We start from the raw sequence: 21,844 nt of genomic DNA, 5'->3' as shown, positions 1-21,844 counted from the left end.
GCGGTGTTTTCAGCGACCCGGGGTGTCAGACGTCGATGTAGCAGAGGCACATCCCATTGATGCAGGCGCCATTCGCACCCGACAGGCTGCACTGGTATTGGCACTGGGACCTGCTGCAGATGGGCGGGATGGAGGGGCCCGCGGCCTCCGCCGCCAGCGGGAAGGCCCCCAGGGTGAAGCCTCCGCCCAGTCCCACCATCAACGCCGTGCTCATCATGATTCGATACATGTGTCCTCCCATGCGCGGAGGATTCCGCGCGGGAGGACTACCCGGGCGACGCCGTGCTCATTTCCAGCCGGAGACCGTCGACCTGGAGTCGTTGCTTTTTCAGCCTCATTCCCTGGGCTCGGGAATGGTTGTCGTGAGATGGAAATATTGGCTCAGGTCTGGTGTCGCGCCACCGCACGGAAGAACTGGGTGAGCGAGTAGTCCAGCAGGGACTGACGGGACTGCATGTATCGACGGGCGCGGAGGAAGGGGAGCCAGACGCGCTTGCCGACTCGCACCTGGGACTCTTCCTGCTTCTGCCGTGGCAGCCACGTGCCGCCTAGCCGTCGCACCAGCACCGCCGCCAGATAGGCTCCGAGCGCGGGGGCTGTGTGCCCATCGATGAGCTGTCGCTCGTACCGCTCCGGGAAGCTCTCCCTCCAGAAGTAGAAGTCCAGGTCCGTCAGTGACTCCGCCGTCTCCTCCGTGATGGAGGGCACCTTTGTGTGCAGGGCCGCCACGAGGCTTTCGGACAGTGCTCCGTAGGACGCGAGCAGGGGCTCCGGGCTCTCCACGTCGGGCGACAACGCAGTTGGCAGCCACTCCTCCGGCTCTGGTGGCTGGAAGGCGTTGAGCTCGGCGATCTTCGTCTGTCGCTCGCTGATGGCGAACTCGTCCGGCAGTCGCGAGAGCAGCGGTGCGAGGTCCGGGTGGAAGTGAGGCTCCACCGGAGCGAGCGCGGCGCTACGTGCCTTCAACGTTCTCAGCACCGTGTCGAAGTCGAGGTCCGGCCGCAGGTGGACATGCGCACGCGCTTGCGCCACGCGCGCCTCGTCGCTCGCGAAGTCGGCGGCAGTAGGCCGCAGCACCAGGAGGACGGAGCCGTCAGGCAGCTCCTCCACGAGGTGCGCGGGCGTCGAGAGCATCCGCTCACGACCCACGCTCTCCACGAGCTGGGGACCGAAGACGTTCAACCAGAACACGTCGTAGACCTTGTCGGCCCCGTGCTTCTCGTACGTTTCGTCATCGCGACCAAACCTGGGGAAATCAGCCAACTGTCTGTCCGCGGCACTGTGCGCAACGGCATAGGGAGTCGAGTAGGTCGAACTCCACCCGCGAACAGTCTCTACGAGCGCCTGACATCGGCCCTGGTCGCTGAAAAATGATACAGGCTGTACATCAAGCCAGATGTGAATCCCCGCGGGCTCGTGTGCGAGCCCCAGGTCGATCGTCAAAGAGACTGCCGGAGAGGTCGTGCGATACAAACCCACTGTCGACCCATATTGATCTTGGCGCTCCTTCAGTGCGCTCACGACGGCATCGCGTGAATATTCATACTGTCGCTTGCCCTTGACGAGGTCGGGCATCCAATCGCCTGCGTGCGACTCAACCCCTTGAAGAAAGGGAGCCAATTCGCGTTCTAGCGCGCCACGGTGGCTGAATGACCCATCGAACGAGAACCTCAGCGTGTCTTCGACGTTCAGGTCTTCGAGGGTCAGCAGCTTCATTGAAACAAGACCTCCACTCCCTTGATGTAGGTTTTGACGTTCCGCACCGTACTTGCCAGCACGTCCGTATCGCTCGGCGCAAGCTTGCGTTCATAGACGAGGCGGACCCTCTCGACTTTGACCGGCATACCACGGCGCTGGAGTTCAGTCCGCCTTATGTCCACAGTCTCTCCGTAGTATTTCAAGGCGTCACCCGCATCCGCTCTCAGTTGTGCCGTCAGCTCACTCCTCTCCAGGCGATTGAGCTCCCGACTCTTGAAGCTGAAGGTCTCCACGCGGGGGGCTTGTCCCGGTGGAGGGCGCTCCTCGATGACGAGCGCGTCCGCGAATCTCAGGTCCGCCTTCATCACTCCCACGTGCGTCTCGATGCGGGGCTGCTCGAAGTCTCGGAGCCATCGCCGTTGTGCCCGCGGACGGGCCGCGTCTTCCATGAGAAGGGCGACCATCGTCCTTTCGAAGGCGAGGCCCCGGGCGTACCTGTCGCGCATCACCTGGTAGTCCGCCCACCCCAGCGGCCCCTTCGTCGCCTGCCGCTGCCCGATTTCCGCGGTGCGCCGCTCCAGGTACGCCAGATAGTCCGGCCAGAGGGCATGCACCTCGGCTCCAGGAGGCACGGCCTTCTGCAATGCCTCCCTGTGCTTCTCAAGGAGTCCCGCGTTCATGGGCAGCCGCGCGCCTCCAGCCTCGGCCTCCGCCTGCCGCAGCTTCGCTTCCGCCACCTCGACGGGGATGCCGGCTGCCTCGGGTGGGAGGGACGAGCTGCCACCACTTCGCTGCTCGACACGGCCTCGCGCCGCGCTGGCGCTCGCGGGCTCCCGATACCGCTCCGTCAACAGGGCCTGCGCCTTCGGCAGGCTGCCTCGGGCCTCATGCAAGGCGATGACGCCAGCCGGTCCTTCCACCGCGGCGAACCGGGCGACCTCTCGTTCGCCGCGTAAGAGGGCGAAGACTTCGCGGACCGCGCTGGGGCCGAATTGCTCCTCCAAGTCCTTCACGACGGTCCTCAGTGCTTCCGCGTCTGGCGCGGAGAGCCGCTGCGGGCCACTGCGTCCACCAGACGTGGAGTTCACCAGGGCTCGTGCGCCCTTGCTTCCGGCATACAGCGCCACCATCAGCGCGGCTGGCGCCAACTCGCGAGTGGCCCGCTCGTATTTGCCCTGCGCCAGCGAGCGCGCTCCGTGCCCCGTCCCGGCGAGCAGATGGTAGAAACCCACGGGTACGCCGAAGGTCAGGTGGTCGAAGGCTCCCACCGAGACGCTTCCTGGCGCGTAGTGCCGCTCCGCCAGCACCTTCTGCACTTCGTCCAGGGCTGCTTGATAAGGCGGCGGGAGCTCGGCGCGTTTCGCCCAGAGGCTTTGTCCCCGAGCGCTATCGCTCGCCGGACTGCTGGAGAGCATGTCCCGGCCCGCTCGCCCCAGTCCGCGCAGGACATCGCGTGCTTGCTCTTCCCGCTCGGGGAAGTCCTCCAGCGACAGGCCTCGCCGCTTCAGTTCCTCGCGGACGGTGGCCATGGCGCCCAGCGTCTCTTCCAATTGCTTGTCGCGGGCCAGCAGCCGCACCACCTCGCGCAGTTCGTCGTCGAAGGCCGAGTGGAGGACGAAGAGGGCAAGCACCTCGGCATACGGCACGCCGTACTTCTCCACGGACGTGACGAGGAAGGCCGCGCGCTTGTGGGCCAGGACCTCCGAGGCCCGTGCATCCATCGGACCCAAGGCGCCCAGACGGACCGCGTCCCAGTCCGCGAGCGACGCCACCAACGCGGCCATGTCCACCGCGCGCTGCATGGCCACGAACTCGCCGGGGGATGCACATGCCAGGAAGGGCTCCAGCGCCTCACGACTCGACTCCGCGCGAGGCCAGCCCGAGAGCATGGGGCGTCCCCCACAGGCGACAACCCCACGCGCCAGCCACTCTGTGACTGACGCACCTGTGCCTTCAGCCCCATCCGCCAGGGGCTCGCGTCGAAGACTCAGGGGAACTTCCGCCCCCATCGTCGAGGAAGTCGACACCACGTCCAGAGATGACGCCTCGGCCACGCTCCACGTTGCATGGGTGGATGCGGCATGGGGACTGAAGTTCAGTACGTCTTGTGTCCCTGACTTCGAGGGCAACGAGGCGCAGCCCACGTTCAGCAACGCCACGGCCAGCACCAGGCCCACTCCGCCGCGCCGACGTCGCTCAGCGCGCATGGTCCACCCCCAGCCCCACGGCCGCGAAGGCACCCGGACGCAGCGGCCCTTCCGCCGTCGGGAACAGCAACGTGCCGCCTTGTCCCACCGCGAAGAGGCGGCCACGCAAGAAGCGCCACCGAGCCTCGCCCGAGACGAGGTAACGCGCGGCTGGCTTACCCGCGCCGAGCGCCATCCCGCCCACCGCCACGGTGAGGCTCCGGTGGAAGGCCTGCACCTCCAGGCGTCCTTCCACATCCACCCGGCCCCACGAGAAGGCCTCCGCCCCCATCGTCAGGCGCAGGTGGCGTCGCGACAGCGTGCCCAGCCGCTCCGCATCCCCACTGAGAATCACCTCGCCATACGCGGACACTCCGTCCGGAAAGGACGCCTCCGCCAGCGGCAAGGCGGACGGGCCCGTCACCTGGAAGCGCGCCAGTTCGTGGTCTGGGCCGAAGGCTCCCTGTCGGAAGCCCCCTCGCTGCACGCGTCCCTCCAGACGGGCCCGCAGGTCCACCGTCGCGGTCAGCGCATCCACGCCCAGTCCCGCCACCGCGCCCCACGCCCCGCCTTCTTCTGGACGTCCGCCCCAGCCCCCCAGCAGCGTCACCTCGAAACCGCCGTCAGCGCTCCTGCGCCGCACGAGCATCGCCGAGCCGTCCACATGAGCCAGCGTCAGCGGCTTCGAGGTGCCTCCCGCGCGTCCCCAATCATGGGCCGCGGACACCGACAGCAGGTACTGCAAGGGAATGAGGGGGCGGCCGAAGAGGAGGTGCTGCATGTCCAGCGCGACTTCCGCGCCCACCAGTCGCGCGCCCAGCACGTCCGAGGCGAAGGCCTCCGCGTAGACCGGGCCCAGCATCCCCGTCACCACCGCTCCAGCGGGGTGGTAGTCGGGGTTGCTCCGGTTGCTGTAGCGGCGCACCAGGTGTCCCGACAGCAACGTGTAGGACTCCAGAGCGCCCAGCCACAGAGAGTTCGGCGCGCCGCCAACCCTGAGCGCGCGCACCACCTGCCCCCAGTCGGACAGCGTGTCCCAGTCCTCCTTCCTGACGAGCCCCGCTCCCTCCGCGCCACCCCAGAGACGCAACCGCACCGGTGCTCCGACTTCGAGGGTGAAGGCGCCTTGTCTCCTCACCACGCCACGCGGCTCCAGTTGCACGAAACCTTCGTCGCGACCCACGCCACTTCGGGGCAGCAGCGTCAGCGAAGTGGCCTCCAGGCGCAGCCAGTGCGCCCACCTCGTGTCATTGCTGGGAGGTGCAGGTGACACGGGCTCTTCGTCAGTCTGGGCTGCTCCTGCTTCTTCGCCAGAAGCCTCGGCCCGAAGCGCCTCCTCCAGCCTGCGCACGGTGGCGTCGAAGTCCTCAGGGGTGACGGCCTCCTGGCCCCACCCGACCCTGGGTAACAGCAGCCACAACACGACGGCCGAACGCATGCACATCGACGCCTCCGTGGAATGCCCCAGCAGGGGCGCTCGGAACAGAGGTTCCCTGTTCGGTCCGACAGGGCGGTGGGCCGGGAGGGGTGTCGCGCTTGACGAGTCACGAATGCCTCGACCCGTCGAGGGGTGGAAGCGTAGCGGCTATGCCTGCTCCCCCTCCCGCGAGGGACAGCAGGAATGGCCAGGCGACAAGTGCTATCCGAAGACGAGGTCGTGCGTGTCCGATGAACTGGACTGGGACCCCATCCGCACCCTTGCCCGTCGTGTGTTGCAGGGCGGTGAAGGCCTCGTGCTCACCGATGACATCCGCACCCTGCTCGAGCGCACGGCCCGTGAGGTTGGTATCGGTATCTCCGAAGCCACCGATTTGCTGGCAACGGACGCTGGCGCCCGGACGCTCTTGGAAGAGTGCGCGCGGCGCATTCGCGAGGGCTCCAGCCGCATGGTGTCTTCACTGAACCAGATGTACCTTCACAAGCGAGCCGGCGACTTCGATGCTGCTCGCCAGGTGATGCGGGACGTGCTCGCCGTCGAGCGGGTGCCGCACTATCGCGAAGTGGCCCAAGGACAGCTCGACGAGATGTCCGACGACCCGTGACGTGAGTCGTGGCTCGGAGACACCACGTCTTGCGGTCCCGTATCCGCGAAGCCCCCGCGTGGTGCCGTGCTAGCGTCCCCGCACCTTCCTGCCCTCTTCACCCACCATGCGCTTCCGGACATTCACCTGGGTTCTCTCCTCCTGCCTGCTGGGCGCCGCGACCGCTGTCGCCACACCGCCGGCTCAGCCGAAACTCCCGCCGCTTCCACAGTTACAGGCCTACACCGTGGATGCGCCCTGGTTGCAGCCCATCCTGCCGCTGCGCATCGCCGACCACACCTGGCAGATTGGCACCGAGGAGCTGACCGCCCTGCTGGTGGAGACCCAGGACGGTGTCGTGCTGCTCGACGGCGGCATGCCCCAGATGGCCGACCATCTGCTGGAGAACCTGCGGCGTCGTGGCTTCAAGCCCCAGGACCTGCGCCTGCTGCTGAGCAGCCACGCCCATGCCGACCATGCCGGTCCCTTCGCCGCGTTGAAGCGCCGCACCGGCGCGCGGGTCGTCGCCAGCGCCGAATCCGCGGCCCTGCTGGCTCGCGGGGGCGTCGATGATCTGCACTTCGGTGATGACTTCGTCTTCGCCCCCGTCGTGGTGGACCGCGTGGTGATGGACGGCGAGGTCGTCAAGCAGGGCGGCGTCGAGTTCACCGCGCACTTCATGCCAGGGCACACCCCTGGCAGCACCGCCTGGACGTGGACGGATACACGAGACGGCAAGCCCGTGCGCATCGCCTACGTCGACAGTCTCAGCACCCCCGGGTATCAGTTGCTGGGCAACCCGCGCTACCCCCGACTGGTCGACGACTATCGACGCAGCCTCGCCACCGTGCGCGCGCTGCCTTGTGATGTCTTGCTGTCACCTCATCCGAGCTTCAGCGGCTGGGAATATTCCGCCGGAGACAAGGCCGGCGCCAAGGCGCTGACCTGCAAGGCCTACGCGGACGCCGCCGAGCACGACTTCAACGCCAGGCTGAGCGAGCAGCGTCGCAAGCCTCGTTGAACCACGCGTGCCCACCCGAGCCCTCGAAACAGGGGCTCGTGGCGGGCCGTGCCTTCTTCACTCCGCGCTGAGCCGGGCCTCCGGCCACCGCTGACCCGAGCTGTAGTTGAGGGGCACCCACCGGTAGTTCCGCCCCTCCGCGCTCAGTCGGCCCAGTCCAGGAAACGGCATGTGCGAGAGGCCAATCAGGTCTCCGCGCGCCGCGGCGTCGGAGAACACGCGCGCCCGCTGCGCGGCGGCGGACCGGTCATCCACGTCATAGGCCACCGTCACCGACGGCTCGCGCAGCTGCACCGAGCCGAAGTGCATCAGGTCGCCGAACAGGACCAGCCGCTGGCGCCGGCTCTCGATGATGAAGCTGCTGTGCCCCGGCGTATGTCCCGTCGTCGGCATGACCCGGATGCCCGGGACGATGGTGTCCCCACCGCCGAATGTCCGCAGCTTCCCGGCCGCGCGGTAGGGCTCCACCATCGCCCGCGCCTCCTCGAAGTACTTCGGGTCCACCGTGCCCGTGCCCTTGTCGCGCCCGAGCCAGAAGTCAGCCTCGCGTGCATGCACCTGGAGGAGGGCGTTGGGGAACAGCCGACGCGCGCCGGACATCAGCCCTCCGGAGTGGTCGGAGTGGATGTGCGTGAGCAGCACCACGTCGATCTGCGCGGGCTGGTAGCCCGCGGCCTGGAGGCTCTGCTGAAGCCGGCCTCCCACGTCGGGACCGAACAGGCCCCCCACGCCCGTGTCCACCAGCACCAGCGCCTTGCCCGTGTTGACCAGGAACGCGTTGATGGACAGCTCGACGGGGTCCTCCAGGTGGTCGCGCGAGAGCAGCTCCTTGACCCGCTCGGGCGTCGTGTGGGTCGCCACGTCGCGGACCGTCTGCGGAACGGTGCCGTCGGACAACGCCGTGACTTCGAAGTCCCCGAGCAACATCCGGTGGAAGCCAGGTGCCTGCGTGCGCACCTGGGGCGCGGCCGCGTGGACAGCGGTCGGGATGACGGGCGCCGTGGCCAACACCCACATCGTGAGGGCGCGTGAGACTGCGTGGAAAGCACCGCGGGAGAGAGGTCTTGTCATGGGCGATGAAATAGCCCCCGGCCCTGTCTGGGATAAACGGGCGCCCGCCCTACACACTGTTTCACCCCGGAAACAATCGAATGCGATATGCCACGCGCGGAGGTCGTGATTGGACAAGTTCATGGCCATGGAGGCCTTCGTCCGCGTGGTGGAGAGCGGCACCTTCACCAAGGCCGCGGACGCGCTGGGCCTCCCGAAGACCGCCGTCACCCGGCTCATCCAGCAACTGGAGTCGCACCTGCGCGTGAAGCTCCTGCACCGCACCACGCGTCGGGTGACCGTGACTCCCGAGGGCCAGAGCTACTACCCCCAGGCCCTGCGTCTGCTCGGCGAGGTGCGCGAGCTCGAATCCACCCTGTCCCAATCCAAGCGCGGCCCCAGGGGCCGCCTGCGCGTGGAGTCGAGCGGCACCTTGTCCCGGCTGCTCCTGGTGCCAGCGCTGCCGTCGTTCTACGCGCGCTACCCCCAGATGCACCTCGAACTGGGGGTGAGTGACCGCGTCGTCGACCTGCTCTCCGACAACGTCGACTGCGCGATTCGCGGAGGCGGGGTCAAGGACGAGTCCCTGGTGGCGCGGCACCTGGTGGACCTCACCTATGGGCTGTGCGCGTCACCCGCGTACGTGGAGCGCCACGGCTGGCCGCGCCATCCACAAGAGCTGGCGGGCCCCTCGCACGCGGTGGTGAGCTACTTCTCCTCGCCGAGCGGCAAGGAGCTCCCCTTCGTCCTGCTCCGCGACGGCGAGCGGCTGGAGGTCCACGGCCGCAGCCTGCTGACGCTCAACGAGACGAACGCGTACCTGGCCGCGGGGCTCGCGGGCCTGGGCGTGATGTTCGCGCCCCGCTTCGTGCTGGAGCCCTACATCGCCAGGGGAGAGCTGGTGCGCGTGCTGGAGGGCTGGCGGCCCGAACCCCGGCCCCTGTTCCTGGTCTACCCTCCCGCGCGCCAGCAGGCCGCCGGCCTGCGCGTCTTCATCGAGTGGGTGACCGAGCTGTTCTCAAGCCGCCCCGACCTCTGACACCAAGACGCCCACCCAAGGCCGCGAAAGGGCCTCGTGGTGGGCGTCAGGTGCTTCACGCATGCGCTCGAAGTGAGCGCGGTGCGTGACTCAGTTCACCTTGACCTGCAGCTCCTTGAGGACCTGGTCACCGCGCATCACGGAGACCGTCCAGTTGCCCGGCTTGTTGAGCCGCACGCCCGTCCACTGCCGCGCGCGCCAGCCGTCGCCCTTGAGCTTCACGTCCTTGGTCTCGCGCACCACGTTGCCCTGCTTGGTCTGCACCATGACGTCCTCGACCGAGTCGCCCTGGGGCACCAGGTAGGCCTGCCACAGCATCACGGTGGTGTTCGCCTTGATGCCCTCGGCGGCGACCTCGGCGATGCACTCGTACTTGTTGGGGCCGTCCTTGGCCACCTCCGTACAGAGCTTGGCCTCCACCAGCACAGGTCCCTGGCCCTTGCCGTTGTAGAAGAAGTTCCAGGTGTCACGGACCGCGTCCGCGCTCGGAACCTTCGCGGGCTCCTTGGCCGGAGCCTCCGCCGCCGCGTCCTGCGCCAACGCCAGCGACGACATCCCCAACACCGCACACACCATGGTCCGCGTCATCAGCTTCTTCATGCTCGGGGTCCCCTCGTTGGATGAGTTGGGATCCGCCTTCCCCGGCGGGTCCTGCCCGGAGGTCTAGCACGGAACCCCGTCGCGTCTCATCCGAGCCACCAGAACGCCAGCGTCACCAGCGGCAGGTACACCAGGAACGCCACCAGCAAGAACCCCAGGATGTCCTTGAACTCCAAGCGGGCCACGGCCAGGAGCGGCAGCGCCCAGAAGGGCTGGATGAGGTCGGTGGCCATGTCACCCCAGGCGTACGCGAGCACCACCTTCTCCGGCGCCACCCCCAGCCGACTGGCCGCGTCGAGCAGGTAGGGCGCCTCGATGGCCCACTTGGAACCCCCCGACGGGACGAAGTAGTTCACCACGCCGCTGTAGAGATAGACGATGGCCGGGAAGGTCTGCGGCGTGGACAGCGACACGAAGAGCTGGCCGATGCGGTCCGTCAGCCCCGTGGCCTTGAAGATGCCGTAGATGCCCGCGTACAGGGGGAACTGCAGGACGATGCCGTGCAGCACCGTGCCGGCCTCCTCCGCCGCCTTGATGAGCCGCGCGGGCGTGCCGTGCAGCAGCACCGCGAGCACCAGGAAGGTGAAGTTCACCACGTTGAGGTTGAGCGCCCGCCAGCCGCCGTTGAGCCACAGGTACTGGCCCAGCCACAGCAACCCCAGCACCCCGAAGAGGACGTTGAGCAGCCGCGCGTGGTCCAGCCAGACGGCCAGGCTCTGGTCGGCGGGGCGCTCGGGCGGAACGAAGTCCCCCAGCTTCTCCAGCACCGCCGGGTCCACCCGCACCACGTGCTCGGGCCTGGGATGCAGCGCCCACGCCAGCAGCGTGAGGCCGGCGACGACGCCCACGGTGAGCGAGACGTTGAAGGGCGAGAAGAGCGTCCGGTCGATGGGGATGAGGCCCATGCTCTTCTCGAGGAAGTGGCCCGGCGTGGCGACCAGCAGCGGCGCGGAGGCGGACAGGCCCGCGTGCCACGTCGCGCCCAGGCCGAAGTACGCGCACGCGACGAGCAGCCGGTAGTCCACGTCCGGCCGGCGCCGCGCGACGAAGCGCACCAGCATGGCGCTGGCCACCAGGGACAGGCCCCAGTTGATGTACGCCAGCGCCATGGACACGAAGGCCATCAGCGCCACCGCGCCGCGCGGCGTGCGCGCCAGGCCGGACGCCTTCTCCAGGAGCGCTCGGACAGGCGTGGTGAGCGCGAGCAGGTAGCCAGTGAACATCACCAGTGCCATCTGCATGGAGAACGTGAGCAGCTCCCAGAAGCCGCCGCCCCACGCGTCGAGCACCTTGGGGGGACTTGCGCCCACCCAGCCCATGGCGAGGCCCATGGTCAACAGGCTCAGGAGTACGGCGATGGAGAACGCGCTGGGCACGAAGCGCGCGGAGAAACGGCCAAGGGCTTCGGCGATGCGGACGAGGGTGTCCACGCGGGGCAGGGGCTCCTGGAGGGTTCCAGGTCCGTTCTACGGCATTCCGAGGGCTTGTCGTGCTCCCTGTAAGCAATCCAGGCGCGCGGGACGTACGTTTTGCGGTATGAGCGCTCCCATGTCTCCTTCCGAGCAAGCGCCGCGGCAGGACGCGCGTGTGTCCACCGGCGTGCCCGGCCTGGACGCCGTGCTGGGCGGTGGCCTCATCACCTCGGGTGTCTACATCGTCGTGGGCGAGCCCGGGGCGGGCAAGACACTCTTCGCCAACCAGCTCTGCTACCACCAGGGCCGAGCCGGGGTGCGCTGCCTCTACGTGACGCTCCTGGCCGAGTCGCACGCGCGCATGCTCGCCAACATGCGGGACATGGCCTTCTTCGACCCCGCGCTGCTGCCCGATGGCGTGTACTACGTCAGCGGCTTCCGCACGCTGGAGGAGCAGGGGCTGCCGGGGCTGTTGGAGCTGTTGCGCCGCGAGGTGCGCAACCACAACGCCAACATCCTGGTGCTGGACGGCCTGGTGCAGGCCCAGGAGGCGGCGGGCAGCAGCCGCGACTTCAAGAAGTTCATCCACGAGCTGCAGGTGTCCGCGGGCCTGTCCCGCTTCACCGCGCTGATGCTCACCAGCTCCAACGGCCCCACCGTCCACCCCGAGTACACCATGGTGGATGGCATCCTGGAGCTGCGCGAGCGGACCCTGGGCGTGCGCTCCTGGCGCGAGCTGCAGGTCCGCAAGTTCCGCGGCGGCGCGACGATGGGGGGGGTGCACACCTTCCGCATCTCCAACGCGGGGCTGGAGGTCTTCCCCCGGCTGGAGGCCCGGATGCGGCGCGGCCCGCCGCCCGAGCCGCGCGAGAAGCGGGTCCACTTCGGCATCCCGTCCATGGACGCCCTCTTCCCCGGCGGGCTGGCGGCGGGCTCCACGTCGCTCTTGCTGGGGCCGCCGGGCAGCGGCAAGACGCTGATGGGCAGCAGCCTGCTCGTCGAGGGACTGAGGCAGGGCGAGAGCTGCCTGTACATGGGCTTCTACGAGTCGCCCGAGCGGCTGCTGCACAAGGTGGCGGCCGCCGGCATGGACATGTCCGGCGCGGTGAAGGAGGGCCGGATGCACCTGCTCTGGCAGCCCCCCGCCGAGTGCATCCTGGACGTGCTCGCGGACCAGCTGTTGAGCGCGGTGCGCAAGCACGACGTGTCGCGGGTGTTCGTGGACGGGCTGCCCGCCATGAGCCAGGCGGCGCCGGACCCCGCGCGCATGCCGTCGTTCTTCGCGGCGCTCACGCAGGAGCTGCGCTCCTCTTGCGCCACCACCATCTTCAGTCTGGAGACGCCGCGCCTGTTCGGGCCGGTGCTCGACGTCCCCCTGGAGCCGGGGCCCTCCGCCGTGGCGGAGAACCTCTTCTTCCTGCGTCACGTGGAGCTGGAGGGGCGTCTGCGCCGGCTGTTGACCCTCTTCAAGCTGCGGGACACCGACTACGACCCCTCCATCCGGGAGTTCGTCATCTCCCGCCAAGGAATCGAGGTTCAGCCTCCCTTCGACGTCGCCCTGGACACCCTGTTGACGGGGCTTGCCCGCCACCGGAGCGGTGGCCATCCCTGATTCGCGAGGAGCGCAGCCCGCCCGTATGGAGACGGTCCTGGTGGTGGATGACGAGCAGGGCATCCTGGAGGCCCTCGCGGACCTTTTGCGCGAGGAGGGCTACCGGGTGCTGACGGCCTCGCATGGTCGCGAGGCGCTGGCGCGCATGAGCGAGCTGCGCCCGGACCTGGTCCTCACCGACTGGATGATGCCGGTGATGGACGGCCCCGCGCTCATCAAGCACATCCGCACGGAGCCGGAGTGGAAGGGCGTGTCGCTGCTGGGCATGAGCGCGGTGGACGTGGCCGCGCTGCGCGCGGAGTACCCGGGCATCCCCTTCCTCCAGAAGCCCTTCGACATCCCCGCGCTGATGAAGCAGGTCCGCAAGGCCCTGGACGGCAAGCGCGCGCTCTAGAAGGGCCCCCATGTTCTACCTGCTGAAGCTCGGCCCGGTGCCGCTCTCCCAGGGCACGACGGACGTGTACCTGCGCATCTCCGACACGGGCGAGCCGTCCGCGCCCGTGTTCGAGCGCGACGACGTGGCGGGCCTGACGGTGCTGCTGGAGGGGCTGGAAGCGCGCGAGTCGGTGCGGTGCGAGCCGGCGTTGGCCCAGGCTGGCGCGGAGCTGGGCGTGCGGGCGGGGGAGCCGACGGAGGCGGCGTTGTCGTCGCGCGCGGCCATCGCCACGTTCCTGGCCTGGGGACAGCGGGGGTTGTCCGGGCTGGGCTCGGACAAGGCGCTGTTGTTCGTGCAGGCGGCCACCGAGTACTGGGAGGCGCGTCCGTGGACGCATTGGGATGACAGCCAGCCCTTCGAGGTGGCGGTGTCCGGCCCCCTGACGCACACCTTCGAGGGCTGCGTGTTCCACACCGGCGATGGCCGGGCGGGGCTGGCGCTGTACTTCCAGCAGGGCGCGCTCCAGCAGTTGATGCACATGCAGGCGCAGGGACAGGCGGAGGCGGCGCAGGAGCTGCCCGCCATCGCGGTGACGCTGGACACGACGCCGGCGTACGCGGTGGAGGCGCTGTCCTCGGCGGGGCGGGTGCCCCGGCTGCCCATGCCGCTGAAGACGGGCGCGGGCGGCGTGGGCGTGCCGTCGACGGTGGAGGCGCTGTTGCTGGTGGCCACGCTGCGCGCGGTGGCGCGGCTGGGGCCCGAGCAGCAGGAGGTGCTCAGCAGCGTGGTGGCGGGGGACGCGCGCATGGAGGTCCACGTGCGCGCCCCGAAGCCGCGCGTGCGGCACTGAAGGCGCCCTACTCGCGCGAGGCCGCCCCCAGGCCGTGGCGCTGCAGCAGGCGGCGCAGATGCGTGCGGTGCATCCCCAGCGCGCGGGCCGCGGCGGCCACGTTGCCTCCGTGGGCGCGCAGGGCCTCCTCCACGCGCGCGCGCTCCGAGTCCTCCAGGGGCGGGCGGGGGCGGGGCGGCCTGGGCGCTGGCGCCTCTTCTGGAGTCCGCTCCCGTGGGTCGGTGTTGAACGCGTGGCCCGCGTCCGGTGCCAGGTGCCCCGCCTCGATGCGTCGGGCGCCGCGCAGGAGGGCCTCCTGGCTGGCGCCGCGCACCTCCACGCGCAGCTCGCGCACGTTGCCCGGCCAGGCGCGCAGCAGGCAGGCCTCGAACAGCGAGACGTGCGCGCCGAGGCCCTCGGGGCCCTCCTGGAGGAAGCGCGCCACCAGGAGCGTGAGCTCCTCCGGGCGTTGTCGCAGGGCGGGCAGGCGGACCTCCGGGCGACCGAGCCGGAAGTACAGGTCCTCGCGCAGCCGTCCGGTGGCCACCTGCGCTCGCAGGTCCCGGTTGCTGGCCGAGCACACCCGCACGTCCACCTTGCGGGCGCGCGCGCTGCCCAGGGGGAGGACCTCGTGGGTCTCCAGCGTCCGCAGCAGCTTGGCCTGCACCTGGAGGTCCAGCTCCGTCACCTCGTCGAGGAACAGCGTCCCGCCGTCCGCGGCCTGGAGGTAGCCCTCCGCGTCGTCGGCGCCGGAGTAGGCGCCCCGCTTCGCGCCGAACAGCAGGCGCTCGGCGAGCCCCTGGGGGATGGCCGCGCAGTTGACGGCCACGAAGGGCCCCGCGCGCCTGGGGCCCAACTCATGGAACGCCCGCGCCACGCCCTCCTTGCCCGCGCCGCTCTCGCCGTGGATGTGCAGCGTCAGGCCATGCTGGGCCAGGCGTGACACCTGCTCCAGCAGCCGCCGCATCGCGGGCCCGCGCACGAAGCCCCCGTCGTCGATGACGCCCTGGCGCGCGAGCGGGCCCACATCCGCGCTGGGGATGAACAGGGAGTCGCCCAGGCGCAGGACGCGGTGCACCTGGCGCCGCTCGCCGGAGGGGAGCGGCTCTCCGTCCACGAAGGTGCCGTTCTGGCTGCCCAGGTCGGTGACCCAGCAGCGCTGGCCGTCGTGGCTCACCCGCGCGTGGTGGCGTGACATCCTGGGGTCGGCCGGCTCGCTCAGGCCGGGCGTGCCCCGCCCCAGCGCCTGCTCGCCGTGGAGCGGCACGGCCACGGCCACCGGAGCGCCCGCGCCGAGGACCTGCACCAGCCCGGGCCGGGGTGGCTCGTCCGAGTCCCGCCGCGCGGCGGCGTCGCTCTGCCCCAGGGTCGACCCCTCGTGTTCCATGGGGCCCATCTTACGTAAACCGGCGGTGTCACCAGGCACTGTGCCACCTGGGTGTGCCACGTGCGCCGCTGGCGGGGGGCGCCGCTCGGGCGTGGGCGCGGGAGGGGGTTGGCACGGGGCTGGCTAACGTGGCCACCGCGAACGACCCGCGCCCTTGGCGCGGCTTTTGAGGAGACATCTTTGGCGAGGATTCAGCAGGCGTGGCTCGTGGGCACTCTGGCGTTGTTGGCGGTGGGTGGAGGGTGCCGGCTGACGGCGCCCCCGGGGCCGCTCCAGGCGGGGCGGTCCGACGGTCCGACGGGGGGCGGGGGCTGTCCCACGGGGCAGTGCGACCCGGACCCCAACGGCCTGGGCATCTACATCGCGGAGGGCGACGACTACTGCTTCCAGCACGAGGGGCGGCCCGTGTGGTGTCCGGAGGGCTTCCTGAACACCGCGGAGGGCGTGCTGATGCGGGTGCGCTCCACGGCCGAGCGGCGCACGGTGCTCGACGTGCCGGTCCGGCTCACCCGTCCGTCGGAGCCGGAGCCGGAGGCCATCGGGGTGCTCACGGGCCTGCACGCCAGCCCCGCGGACTTCTTCGTGGCGCTCACGCAAGGGGGCGAGTCGCGCAAGGTGCGCGGGGCCTCGCTGGCGAAGCTGTCGTTCTACTTCCACCTGCCGGTGGACGTGGGGGGCGGAGACCGCCGCCAGGTGCTCCACGAGCTGTCGCTGGGCGCGCCGGAGGCGGGCCGCTTCCAGGTGCGCTACCGGGTGGTGGGGACCGGGGACTGGCAGCCCCAGTGCCGGGCGACGGGGGGGCAGGGTGACGCGCGGTCCGTCTTGCTGCCGGGGCGACAGGTGGATGGCCTGAGCGCCGCGGTGCGCGAGCGCGCCAGCGCGGTGACGCTGGCTTGCGAGACGGGCGCCATCGCGGCGTGCCTGAGGTGGGGGTATCAGCCGTGGGACCCGGAGACGCACCAGGACGACGCGGAGCGGGAGCTCGTCTATCGGTCCTGTCTGCAGGCCAAGCGCGCCGCGTACTTCGTGGGACAGGGGGACCTGCGCGCGTTCACGGTGAGCGGCACGCCGTTCCTGCGGCGTGACGCGCACGGGTTCGACCCGCGCTCGGGAGCGCGGCTGGAGGATCTGGAGGCGCTGGAGGCGCTCTGGGGACCTCGGGGGGCGGTGTGCCTCAACCCGGAGAACCGTCGCCAGTCGACGCCGCCGCTGCCGAAGGGGCTGTCGCTGCCCAGGTGCGGCCCTGCGCCTCAGTGGCGCACGGACGCGCCGCTGGCGACCGGCGTGCCCAGGGCGGCGGAGCGCTGAGGCGCGCAGCGGGGGAGGTGGCGGAGCGCTGGGGCGCGGGTGGCCAGCGTGTGCGAGGTGGCGGAGCGCTGGGGCGCGGGTGGCCAGCGGGTGCGAGGTGGCGGAGCGCTGGGGCGCGGGTGGCCAGCGTGTGCGAGGTGGCGGAGCGCTGGGGCGCGGGTGGCCAGCGTGTGCGAGGTGGCGGAGCGCTGGGGCGGGGCGCGGGTGGCCAGCGTGTGCGAGGTGGCGGAGCGCTGGGGCGGGGCGCGGGTGGCCAGCGTGTGCGAGGTGGCGGAGCGTGGAGGCGCGCCGAGGGGGAGCCAGCGTGCGCAGGCCGGCGGAGTGCTGAGACACTTCGCAGGTGCTCCCGCCACCTTGTTGCGACGGACTCGCGCGGGGAGGGGCGGTTCAGGGGGCCGCGGGCCGGGCTCGGAGTGCGGCCCCGGTGTGCGCGGGCTCGGCGAGGTCCTGGACCAGCCGGGGGTACGCGCGGCTCAGCCGTGGTGCGCGCTCGAGGACCTGGTCGAGCACGGTGCGAGCCTCGCCCAGGGTGGCCTCGCGCGAGGCCGTGTCCGACAGGCCCCGGGCCCGCGCCCACAGCAGTCCGGCCCGGAGGGCTTCGGCCTCCGCCAGTCCTGGCGACAGCCGTAGCGCCTTCTCCACGTGGGACAATCCCTCCTCCTCCACCTCGTGCGAGACGGAAGGGGACGCGGCGCGGGCCCATCGCCAGCAAGCGCGCGCCATCATCAGGTGGCTCTCGTCATAGGCGTACAGCGCCACCGCGCGCCGCGCTTCGTCGAGCGCGCGGCGCAGGCGGGGCAAGCCCGAGCCGCCTCGAAGTTGTTCCAGGTCCGCCGCCGTCAGCTCCAGCCAGGCCCCCATCACCCGGCAGTCCGCGCAGGAGGGACTCAGCCGATAGGCTTCCTCCAGAGCGCGTCGCCCTGCCTCCAGCGCGGCAGTCGCTTCGCCCTCGCGCAGCGTCCACCGTGCGTGCTCCTCTTGGACAGTGCGCGGGAGGGTGAAGGCGCTTTCCGAGCGCGTGTCGAGCCGCTGCGTCTCCAATGCAGCCGTCGTGTCACCGGCTTCGCGCAGCGTCTTCGCCGCTTGCCCCTCCTGGAGCGGAGTCTGGAGGGGGATGGCACGCTCCGAGTTCGCAACGAGCGTGGCAGTTGCATCGCCGCTCTCGTGCCGCATCTTCGGCGCTTGCGCCTTGTAGACCGAGGTCTGGAGGGGGATGGCACGCTCCGAGTTCGCGTCGAGCGTGGCAGTGGCATCGCCGGCCTCGCGCCGCGTCTTCTGCGTGCGCGGGGCGTGCTCCGAGCGCGTGTCGCGTAGCGCGGCCGTCGCATCACTGCCCTCGCGGAGCATCCACCGCGCGCGCTCCACGTGGACCGTGGCCTGGTGGAGGAGGGCGCGCTCCGAGCGCGCGTTGAGCCGCTGGGCCTCGAGCGCCGCGCTCAGCGCCCGCTCCAGGGCCGGACCCGGGTCCTGCTCCGTCTGCTCCAGGTGGCGCGCCCGCGTCAGCTCCGCCGCCGCGGTGTGCTCGAGCGCGGAGTGGAACCGGGCGTCGATGGCGCGCGCCCGCCCGCTCGCCTCCAGCGCCCGCCGCACGTCGTCCTCCGGGTCCTGGCCGAGCCCCAGCCGGTGGCCCGCCATCGCCACGTACAGCTCCGCCAGGTTCGAGTGGGCGAACAGGTACTGCGGGTCCACGCGCGTGGCATCGAGGAAGGCGCGCGCGGCCTGTTCGTAGGCGGGCAGCGGGTCCCCACCGTGCTCCCGCAGGTGGTTGCCCCGCCACCGGTGCACGAGCCCCAAGTCGTTGAGCGCCCAGGGATACAGCGGCTGCAGCTCGAGCGCGCGCGACAGCCAGCGCAAGGCCTCGCTCCAGGAGGCCTCCGGTGTCTCGCCCGCGCGCGCCTGACGCAAGCCCCGCATGAAGTGGCTGTAGCCCAGCGAGTCGAGCGCGAGCACGTCGCGCGGGTCCAGCTCCACGGCCCGCGCCGCCGCGCGCGTCCACTCCTCGAGGAGGGCCGCAGCGCCGCGCGAGTCCGGCTCCCCCTGGAAGTTCACCGCGCGATACTGATTCATCAGCACCTGGGCCCGCTGGGTGTGGCCCGCCGCGCGCTCCGGGTCGGCGGTGAGCGAGCGCTCCACGGCCCGCTCCGCCTCGTCGAGCGCGGCCTTGCGAGAGCGCCCCTCGCGCTTGTCCAGCTCGGAGCGCTGCAGCCACACCTCGGCGAGCGCCGCATGACCCCACGCGTCGCTGCGGCCCAGCTCCAGCGTCTTCTCGTAGCGCTGGCCGGCCTCCTCCAGCCATCGTCGTGCCTGGACGTAATCCCCTTGCTCCAGCAACATCATGGCGCGAGCACGGGCCACGTCCCCCGCGAGCGCGCGGGCCTCGGGCATCCAGGAGGCCTGGGCCATGGCCTCTTGGGCGGCGTGCTCGGCGGCCTCGTGCTCGCCGCGGTACAGGGCGATGAGCCCCTCCAGGTAGCGCGGCGACTCCAGCTCCAGGCTCCGGCTCCGCTCCAGCGAGGCGAGGGCGGGCGTGAGGAAGCGCGCCTCGAGCTGCCGTCGCTGCTCGTCCACCCACCGCGCCCCGCCCTCGCGCCGGGCGTCCTCCAGGCCCTGGCGATAGCGCTCGCCGAGCGCCCGGCCCAGCGCGTAGTGCAGCCCCGGCGTGTCCACGCCCAAGGCGTGCGCGCGCTCCAAGGCTTCGTGGGCCTGCTCGAACTCGCGCAGCGCCAGGTGCCCCCGACCGAGCGCCTGACGCACGAGCCCCTCCTCCTGGGGGCCGAGCCCGGTCTCCATGGCCGACAGCTTCGCCAGCCGCTCGCGGGCCAGCCGCAGCTCGGGGCGGGTGTCGTGCAGGGGCAGGGCCTGGAAGGCGCGCACGAACGACTCCAGCTCCCGCACCTGCTGGCCCAGCTGCTCCGCCAGGAGCACCCGCGAGGCGGTGCGCGCCTCCAGCTCCCTCCGGGACAACCACGCCTGTCCTCCCGCGGCGCCGAGCAGCAGCATGCCGGACAGCGAGCCGGCCGAGAGCCAGAAGGCGACGCGGTGCGCTCGCGCCAGGCGCCGCACGCGGTCCACCAGGCCGGGCCCGCGGCCGAGGATGGGCTGCCCGTCGAGGATGCGCCCCAGGTCCTCCGCGAGCGCGAGGCTCGAGCCGTAGCGCTGGTCCGGCTCCCGGGCGAGGCACTTGAGGCACACCGTGTCCAGGGCGGCGTCCAGCGTGGGCACGCGCGCGCGCGGCGGCGCGAGCTCCCCATCCAGCACCTTCGCGAGCGTCTCCAGGGGCGTGGCGCCCTGGAAGGGCGGGGCCCCCGTGAGCAGCTCGTACAGCGTGGCGCCCAGGGCGTAGATGTCGGCGCGGTGGTCGACGGCGCGCACCTCGCCGCGGGCCTGCTCCGGCGCCATGTACGCGGGCGTCCCGAGCACGGCGCCCGTGGTGGTGAGGCCGTGTCCCAGCGCCAGCTCGTAGGCGAGGCCGAAGTCCAGGATGACGGGCGTGGGGCGGTCCGAGTCCGCGCCGCGCACCATGATGTTGGAGGGCTTGAGGTCGCGGTGGATGACGCCCAGCGCGTGGGCGGCGTGGACGGCCTCGGCCACGTGCTTCATCAGGCGCAGCTTGCGCGTCAGCGTCATGCGCGCCGCGGCGTGCTCCAGCAGCTCCCCCTCCACGAGCTGCATGGCGATGAACGTCCGGCCCTCGACCTCGCCGACCTCGAAGACCTTGCAGACATGCGGGTGGTCGATGCGCGCCTGGGCGCGGGCCTCCTGCACCAGTCGCATGGCCCGCTCGGGGGCCGCGCCCCGGATGAACTTGAGCGCCACCTGTCGCCCCAGCCGCGTGTCGCGCGCGCGGTGGACCTCGCCCATCCCGCCCCGGCCCAGGAGGCCGAGCAGCTCGTAGTGTCCCCAGGACGTGGCCTCGGATGCGCGCGGGGCTTCGTCGCGCGAGGCGCCGGAGACCGAGCCCTCCGCCGTGGCGGCGGTCGCCGGTGAGTGCTCCAGCGCGGGCGGGGTGGGCGTCAGGGGCGGTCCATCTGCGCCGTGCGGCGGCATGGCCCGACGCTACCACACGCGCGCGTGCACCCAGGTGGCACACCCGGAGGCATGTGCCATCCGAGTGCCATTCGTGGTGCCACGTGAGGGGCGAGGACGGGCGCCCGCTCGGAGCGCGCGACGACACGCATGCGGCATGTGCCTTGCTCAAGCAGGCGGCGGCGCGAACGCGCGCCCCAACCCATCACCGAGAAAGACACCCTCATGTCGAAGCTGCGTCACACCCTGGTCATGCTCACGATTCCCGCCGTGCTGTGGGGCTGCGGCCCCGAGGACCTGACCGAGGCGCCTGGGCAGAACGGCGCGTCCACGCCCGGCGCCGAGTCACTGGCCAGCACGTCCGCCGCGCTGGTGGCGAGCAACGAGTTCACCTGGTCCCAGGGCAACCTCGCCAAGCCGATGGGAGGCACGGACGGGCGCTCGTGCTTCCTCACGCGCGTGGGCGGCGACCTCCAGGGAGGTGGCGAGCGCGTGGACATCTTCCAGTCGGGCGGCTCCTGGTACCTGGGCGGCGCCTCGCAGCAGACGGGCATCCACGGCGCGGCCCGGTGCGTGGAGGCCGAGGGTGACACCACCGAGTACCAGTGGACGCAGTCGATGGCGTACCCCGTCTACATGGGCACCGCGACCAACCGCGTCTGCTACCTGGTGGGCATCGCCGGCAAGTTCAACGGCACCGGAGAGTGGGTGCACGCCTACGTCAGCGGCGGGAGCTGGTACCTGAACGGCAACTCCAGCCAGAGCAGCGTGCGCGCCCGCGCGCGGTGCATCGACGTCTCGCCGTCCGGCACCGACCCCGCGTATACGAATGAAGTCGCCTGGTACCAGGGCTCGCCCGCGTCCTACCTCATGGCGACGCCCTCGACGCGCGCTTGCGGCCTCACGTTCGTGCGCGGCAAGTTCGAGGGGAGCGGTGAGTACGTGCGCATCTACAACGACTCCGGTTACTGGTACCTGAGCGGCTCCTCGAACCAGACCGGTGTCGCCGCTCGCGCGCGCTGCTTCTGACGCGGGGCTCGCACGCCGGCGCTTCGGGCGGCCTCGGGCGACAGGGCCCGAGGCCGTGCCGGCGTGAGTCCAGGCGCTCCTGGAAGGGCGCGGGGCGCGTCCGGGAACCGCCGGGCGCGCCTTCCTCCCGAGCGGGCGGGCAGGCTCGGTCCGCGTGTCCGACTTCACGCGCCGTGGCGGACCTCCCCTGGGTCAATGTTGGCTGGCGCACGAAGTCGCGAGCGAGTGTCCGGTGGTGGGCACTGTGCCC

General features: G+C 70.9%; 17 protein-coding genes. 8 read left to right on the top strand and 9 right to left on the bottom strand.

Annotated elements, in window-relative coordinates; translation table 11 throughout:
• Positions 1–25: 25 nt before the first annotated feature.
• The 4 genes from VZQ01_RS15790 to VZQ01_RS15775 all read right to left on the bottom strand — a co-directional run bounded on the left by VZQ01_RS15790 (position 26) and on the right by VZQ01_RS15775 (position 5,328).
• The gene (locus VZQ01_RS15790; RefSeq protein WP_141331950.1) at positions 26–229 is read right to left on the bottom strand and encodes a hypothetical protein; all 204 of its coding nucleotides are present in this window, start codon (positions 227–229) and stop codon (positions 26–28) included.
• 152 nt (positions 230–381) lie between these two features.
• Positions 382–1,716 carry a hypothetical protein gene (locus tag VZQ01_RS15785; protein WP_426748255.1) on the bottom strand — a complete coding sequence of 445 codons (1,335 nt, stop codon included), beginning with the start codon at positions 1,714–1,716 and terminating at the stop codon, positions 382–384.
• Positions 1,713–3,905 (bottom strand): hypothetical protein, encoded by a 2,193-nt coding sequence (locus tag VZQ01_RS15780; protein ID WP_426748254.1) that lies wholly within the window; start codon positions 3,903–3,905, stop codon positions 1,713–1,715. Before VZQ01_RS15780 ends, VZQ01_RS15785 begins: the two co-directional genes overlap by 4 nt.
• Positions 3,895–5,328, bottom strand: coding sequence for a hypothetical protein (locus VZQ01_RS15775; protein ID WP_426748253.1), 1,434 nt, complete (start codon positions 5,326–5,328; stop codon positions 3,895–3,897). The genes VZQ01_RS15780 and VZQ01_RS15775 overlap by 11 nt, the downstream gene beginning before the upstream one ends.
• A 217-nt stretch (positions 5,329–5,545) precedes the next feature.
• Between VZQ01_RS15775 and VZQ01_RS15770 the strand changes: the two genes are divergently transcribed.
• Both VZQ01_RS15770 and bla read left to right on the top strand, forming a co-directional pair.
• The gene (locus VZQ01_RS15770; protein WP_426748252.1) at positions 5,546–5,926 is read left to right on the top strand and encodes a DUSAM domain-containing protein; all 381 of its coding nucleotides are present in this window, start codon (positions 5,546–5,548) and stop codon (positions 5,924–5,926) included.
• A 106-nt stretch (positions 5,927–6,032) separates the two neighbouring features.
• Positions 6,033–6,926, top strand: a complete 894-nt coding sequence (bla, locus tag VZQ01_RS15765; RefSeq protein WP_426748251.1) for a subclass B3 metallo-beta-lactamase — start codon at positions 6,033–6,035, stop codon at positions 6,924–6,926.
• Positions 6,927–6,983: 57 nt separating this feature from the next.
• On the opposite strand, the gene VZQ01_RS15760 is transcribed toward bla, so the two are convergent.
• Entirely contained in the window at positions 6,984–7,943 is a 960-nt protein-coding gene (locus VZQ01_RS15760) for an MBL fold metallo-hydrolase (RefSeq protein ID WP_426748250.1), read from the bottom strand.
• Between the two features lie 163 nt (positions 7,944–8,106).
• Between VZQ01_RS15760 and VZQ01_RS15755 the strand changes: the two genes are divergently transcribed.
• Entirely contained in the window at positions 8,107–9,015 is a 909-nt protein-coding gene (locus VZQ01_RS15755; RefSeq protein ID WP_426748249.1) for a LysR family transcriptional regulator, read from the top strand.
• 90 nt (positions 9,016–9,105) lie between these two features.
• On the opposite strand, the gene VZQ01_RS15750 is transcribed toward VZQ01_RS15755, so the two are convergent.
• Positions 9,106–9,615, bottom strand: a complete 510-nt coding sequence (locus tag VZQ01_RS15750; protein ID WP_223782387.1) for a hypothetical protein — start codon at positions 9,613–9,615, stop codon at positions 9,106–9,108.
• An 86-nt stretch (positions 9,616–9,701) separates the two neighbouring features.
• Complete coding sequence (locus VZQ01_RS15745; RefSeq protein ID WP_223749235.1) at positions 9,702–11,045, bottom strand: short-chain fatty acid transporter; 1,344 nt, start codon at positions 11,043–11,045, stop codon at positions 9,702–9,704.
• A 118-nt stretch (positions 11,046–11,163) separates the two neighbouring features.
• On the opposite strand from VZQ01_RS15745, the gene VZQ01_RS15740 reads away from it, so the two are divergent.
• Genes VZQ01_RS15740 through VZQ01_RS15730 form a run of 3 tightly spaced genes read left to right on the top strand, consistent with a single transcriptional unit; the run spans position 11,164 to position 13,865 of the window.
• Positions 11,164–12,639 (top strand): ATPase domain-containing protein, encoded by a 1,476-nt coding sequence (locus VZQ01_RS15740; protein ID WP_223749236.1) that lies wholly within the window; start codon positions 11,164–11,166, stop codon positions 12,637–12,639.
• A gap of 25 nt (positions 12,640–12,664) precedes the next feature.
• Entirely contained in the window at positions 12,665–13,033 is a 369-nt protein-coding gene (locus tag VZQ01_RS15735; protein WP_046710836.1) for a response regulator, read from the top strand.
• Between the two features lie 10 nt (positions 13,034–13,043).
• The gene (locus VZQ01_RS15730; RefSeq protein WP_426748248.1) at positions 13,044–13,865 is read left to right on the top strand and encodes a hypothetical protein; all 822 of its coding nucleotides are present in this window, start codon (positions 13,044–13,046) and stop codon (positions 13,863–13,865) included.
• Positions 13,866–13,872: 7 nt separating this feature from the next.
• On the opposite strand, the gene VZQ01_RS15725 is transcribed toward VZQ01_RS15730, so the two are convergent.
• Positions 13,873–15,231, bottom strand: coding sequence for a sigma 54-interacting transcriptional regulator (locus tag VZQ01_RS15725; protein ID WP_426748247.1), 1,359 nt, complete (start codon positions 15,229–15,231; stop codon positions 13,873–13,875).
• Between the two features lie 180 nt (positions 15,232–15,411).
• Between VZQ01_RS15725 and VZQ01_RS15720 the strand changes: the two genes are divergently transcribed.
• The gene (locus VZQ01_RS15720; protein ID WP_426748246.1) at positions 15,412–16,539 is read left to right on the top strand and encodes an ADYC domain-containing protein; all 1,128 of its coding nucleotides are present in this window, start codon (positions 15,412–15,414) and stop codon (positions 16,537–16,539) included.
• 387 nt (positions 16,540–16,926) lie between these two features.
• Here the strand turns inward: VZQ01_RS15720 and VZQ01_RS15715 are convergent, their stop codons facing one another.
• A complete protein-coding gene (locus VZQ01_RS15715; protein ID WP_426748245.1) occupies positions 16,927–20,586 on the bottom strand; it encodes a protein kinase domain-containing protein in 3,660 nt (1,219 codons plus the stop codon).
• 204 nt (positions 20,587–20,790) lie between these two features.
• On the opposite strand from VZQ01_RS15715, the gene VZQ01_RS15710 reads away from it, so the two are divergent.
• Positions 20,791–21,594: a hypothetical protein gene (locus VZQ01_RS15710; protein ID WP_223749241.1), complete on the top strand. Its 804-nt coding sequence runs from the start codon at positions 20,791–20,793 to the stop codon at positions 21,592–21,594.
• Positions 21,595–21,844 lie beyond the last annotated feature (250 nt).

It is taken from the genome of Myxococcus faecalis (assembly GCF_050039385.1).
Classification (GTDB): domain Bacteria; phylum Myxococcota; class Myxococcia; order Myxococcales; family Myxococcaceae; genus Myxococcus; species Myxococcus fulvus.
Note: the sequence above shows the minus strand (reverse complement) of the source record. Positions and strands in the feature narration are given on the sequence as shown.

What these genes read in the sequence shown, in the direction of transcription:
- VZQ01_RS15790 (WP_141331950.1), bottom strand. Translation starts at nt 229, where the DNA reads ATGTATCGAATCATGATGAGCACGGCGTTGATGGTGGGACTGGGCGGA.
- VZQ01_RS15785 (WP_426748255.1), bottom strand. Translation starts at nt 1,716, where the DNA reads ATGAAGCTGCTGACCCTCGAAGACCTGAACGTCGAAGACACGCTGAGG.
- VZQ01_RS15780 (WP_426748254.1), bottom strand. Translation starts at nt 3,905, where the DNA reads ATGCGCGCTGAGCGACGTCGGCGCGGCGGAGTGGGCCTGGTGCTGGCC.
- VZQ01_RS15775 (WP_426748253.1), bottom strand. Translation starts at nt 5,328, where the DNA reads ATGTGCATGCGTTCGGCCGTCGTGTTGTGGCTGCTGTTACCCAGGGTC.
- bla (WP_426748251.1), top strand. Translation starts at nt 6,033, where the DNA reads ATGCGCTTCCGGACATTCACCTGGGTTCTCTCCTCCTGCCTGCTGGGC.
- VZQ01_RS15760 (WP_426748250.1), bottom strand. Translation starts at nt 7,943, where the DNA reads ATGTGGGTGTTGGCCACGGCGCCCGTCATCCCGACCGCTGTCCACGCG.
- VZQ01_RS15750 (WP_223782387.1), bottom strand. Translation starts at nt 9,615, where the DNA reads ATGAAGAAGCTGATGACGCGGACCATGGTGTGTGCGGTGTTGGGGATG.
- VZQ01_RS15740 (WP_223749236.1), top strand. Translation starts at nt 11,164, where the DNA reads ATGTCTCCTTCCGAGCAAGCGCCGCGGCAGGACGCGCGTGTGTCCACC.
- VZQ01_RS15735 (WP_046710836.1), top strand. Translation starts at nt 12,665, where the DNA reads ATGGAGACGGTCCTGGTGGTGGATGACGAGCAGGGCATCCTGGAGGCC.
- VZQ01_RS15730 (WP_426748248.1), top strand. Translation starts at nt 13,044, where the DNA reads ATGTTCTACCTGCTGAAGCTCGGCCCGGTGCCGCTCTCCCAGGGCACG.
- VZQ01_RS15725 (WP_426748247.1), bottom strand. Translation starts at nt 15,231, where the DNA reads ATGGAACACGAGGGGTCGACCCTGGGGCAGAGCGACGCCGCCGCGCGG.
- VZQ01_RS15715 (WP_426748245.1), bottom strand. Translation starts at nt 20,586, where the DNA reads ATGCCGCCGCACGGCGCAGATGGACCGCCCCTGACGCCCACCCCGCCC.
- VZQ01_RS15710 (WP_223749241.1), top strand. Translation starts at nt 20,791, where the DNA reads ATGTCGAAGCTGCGTCACACCCTGGTCATGCTCACGATTCCCGCCGTG.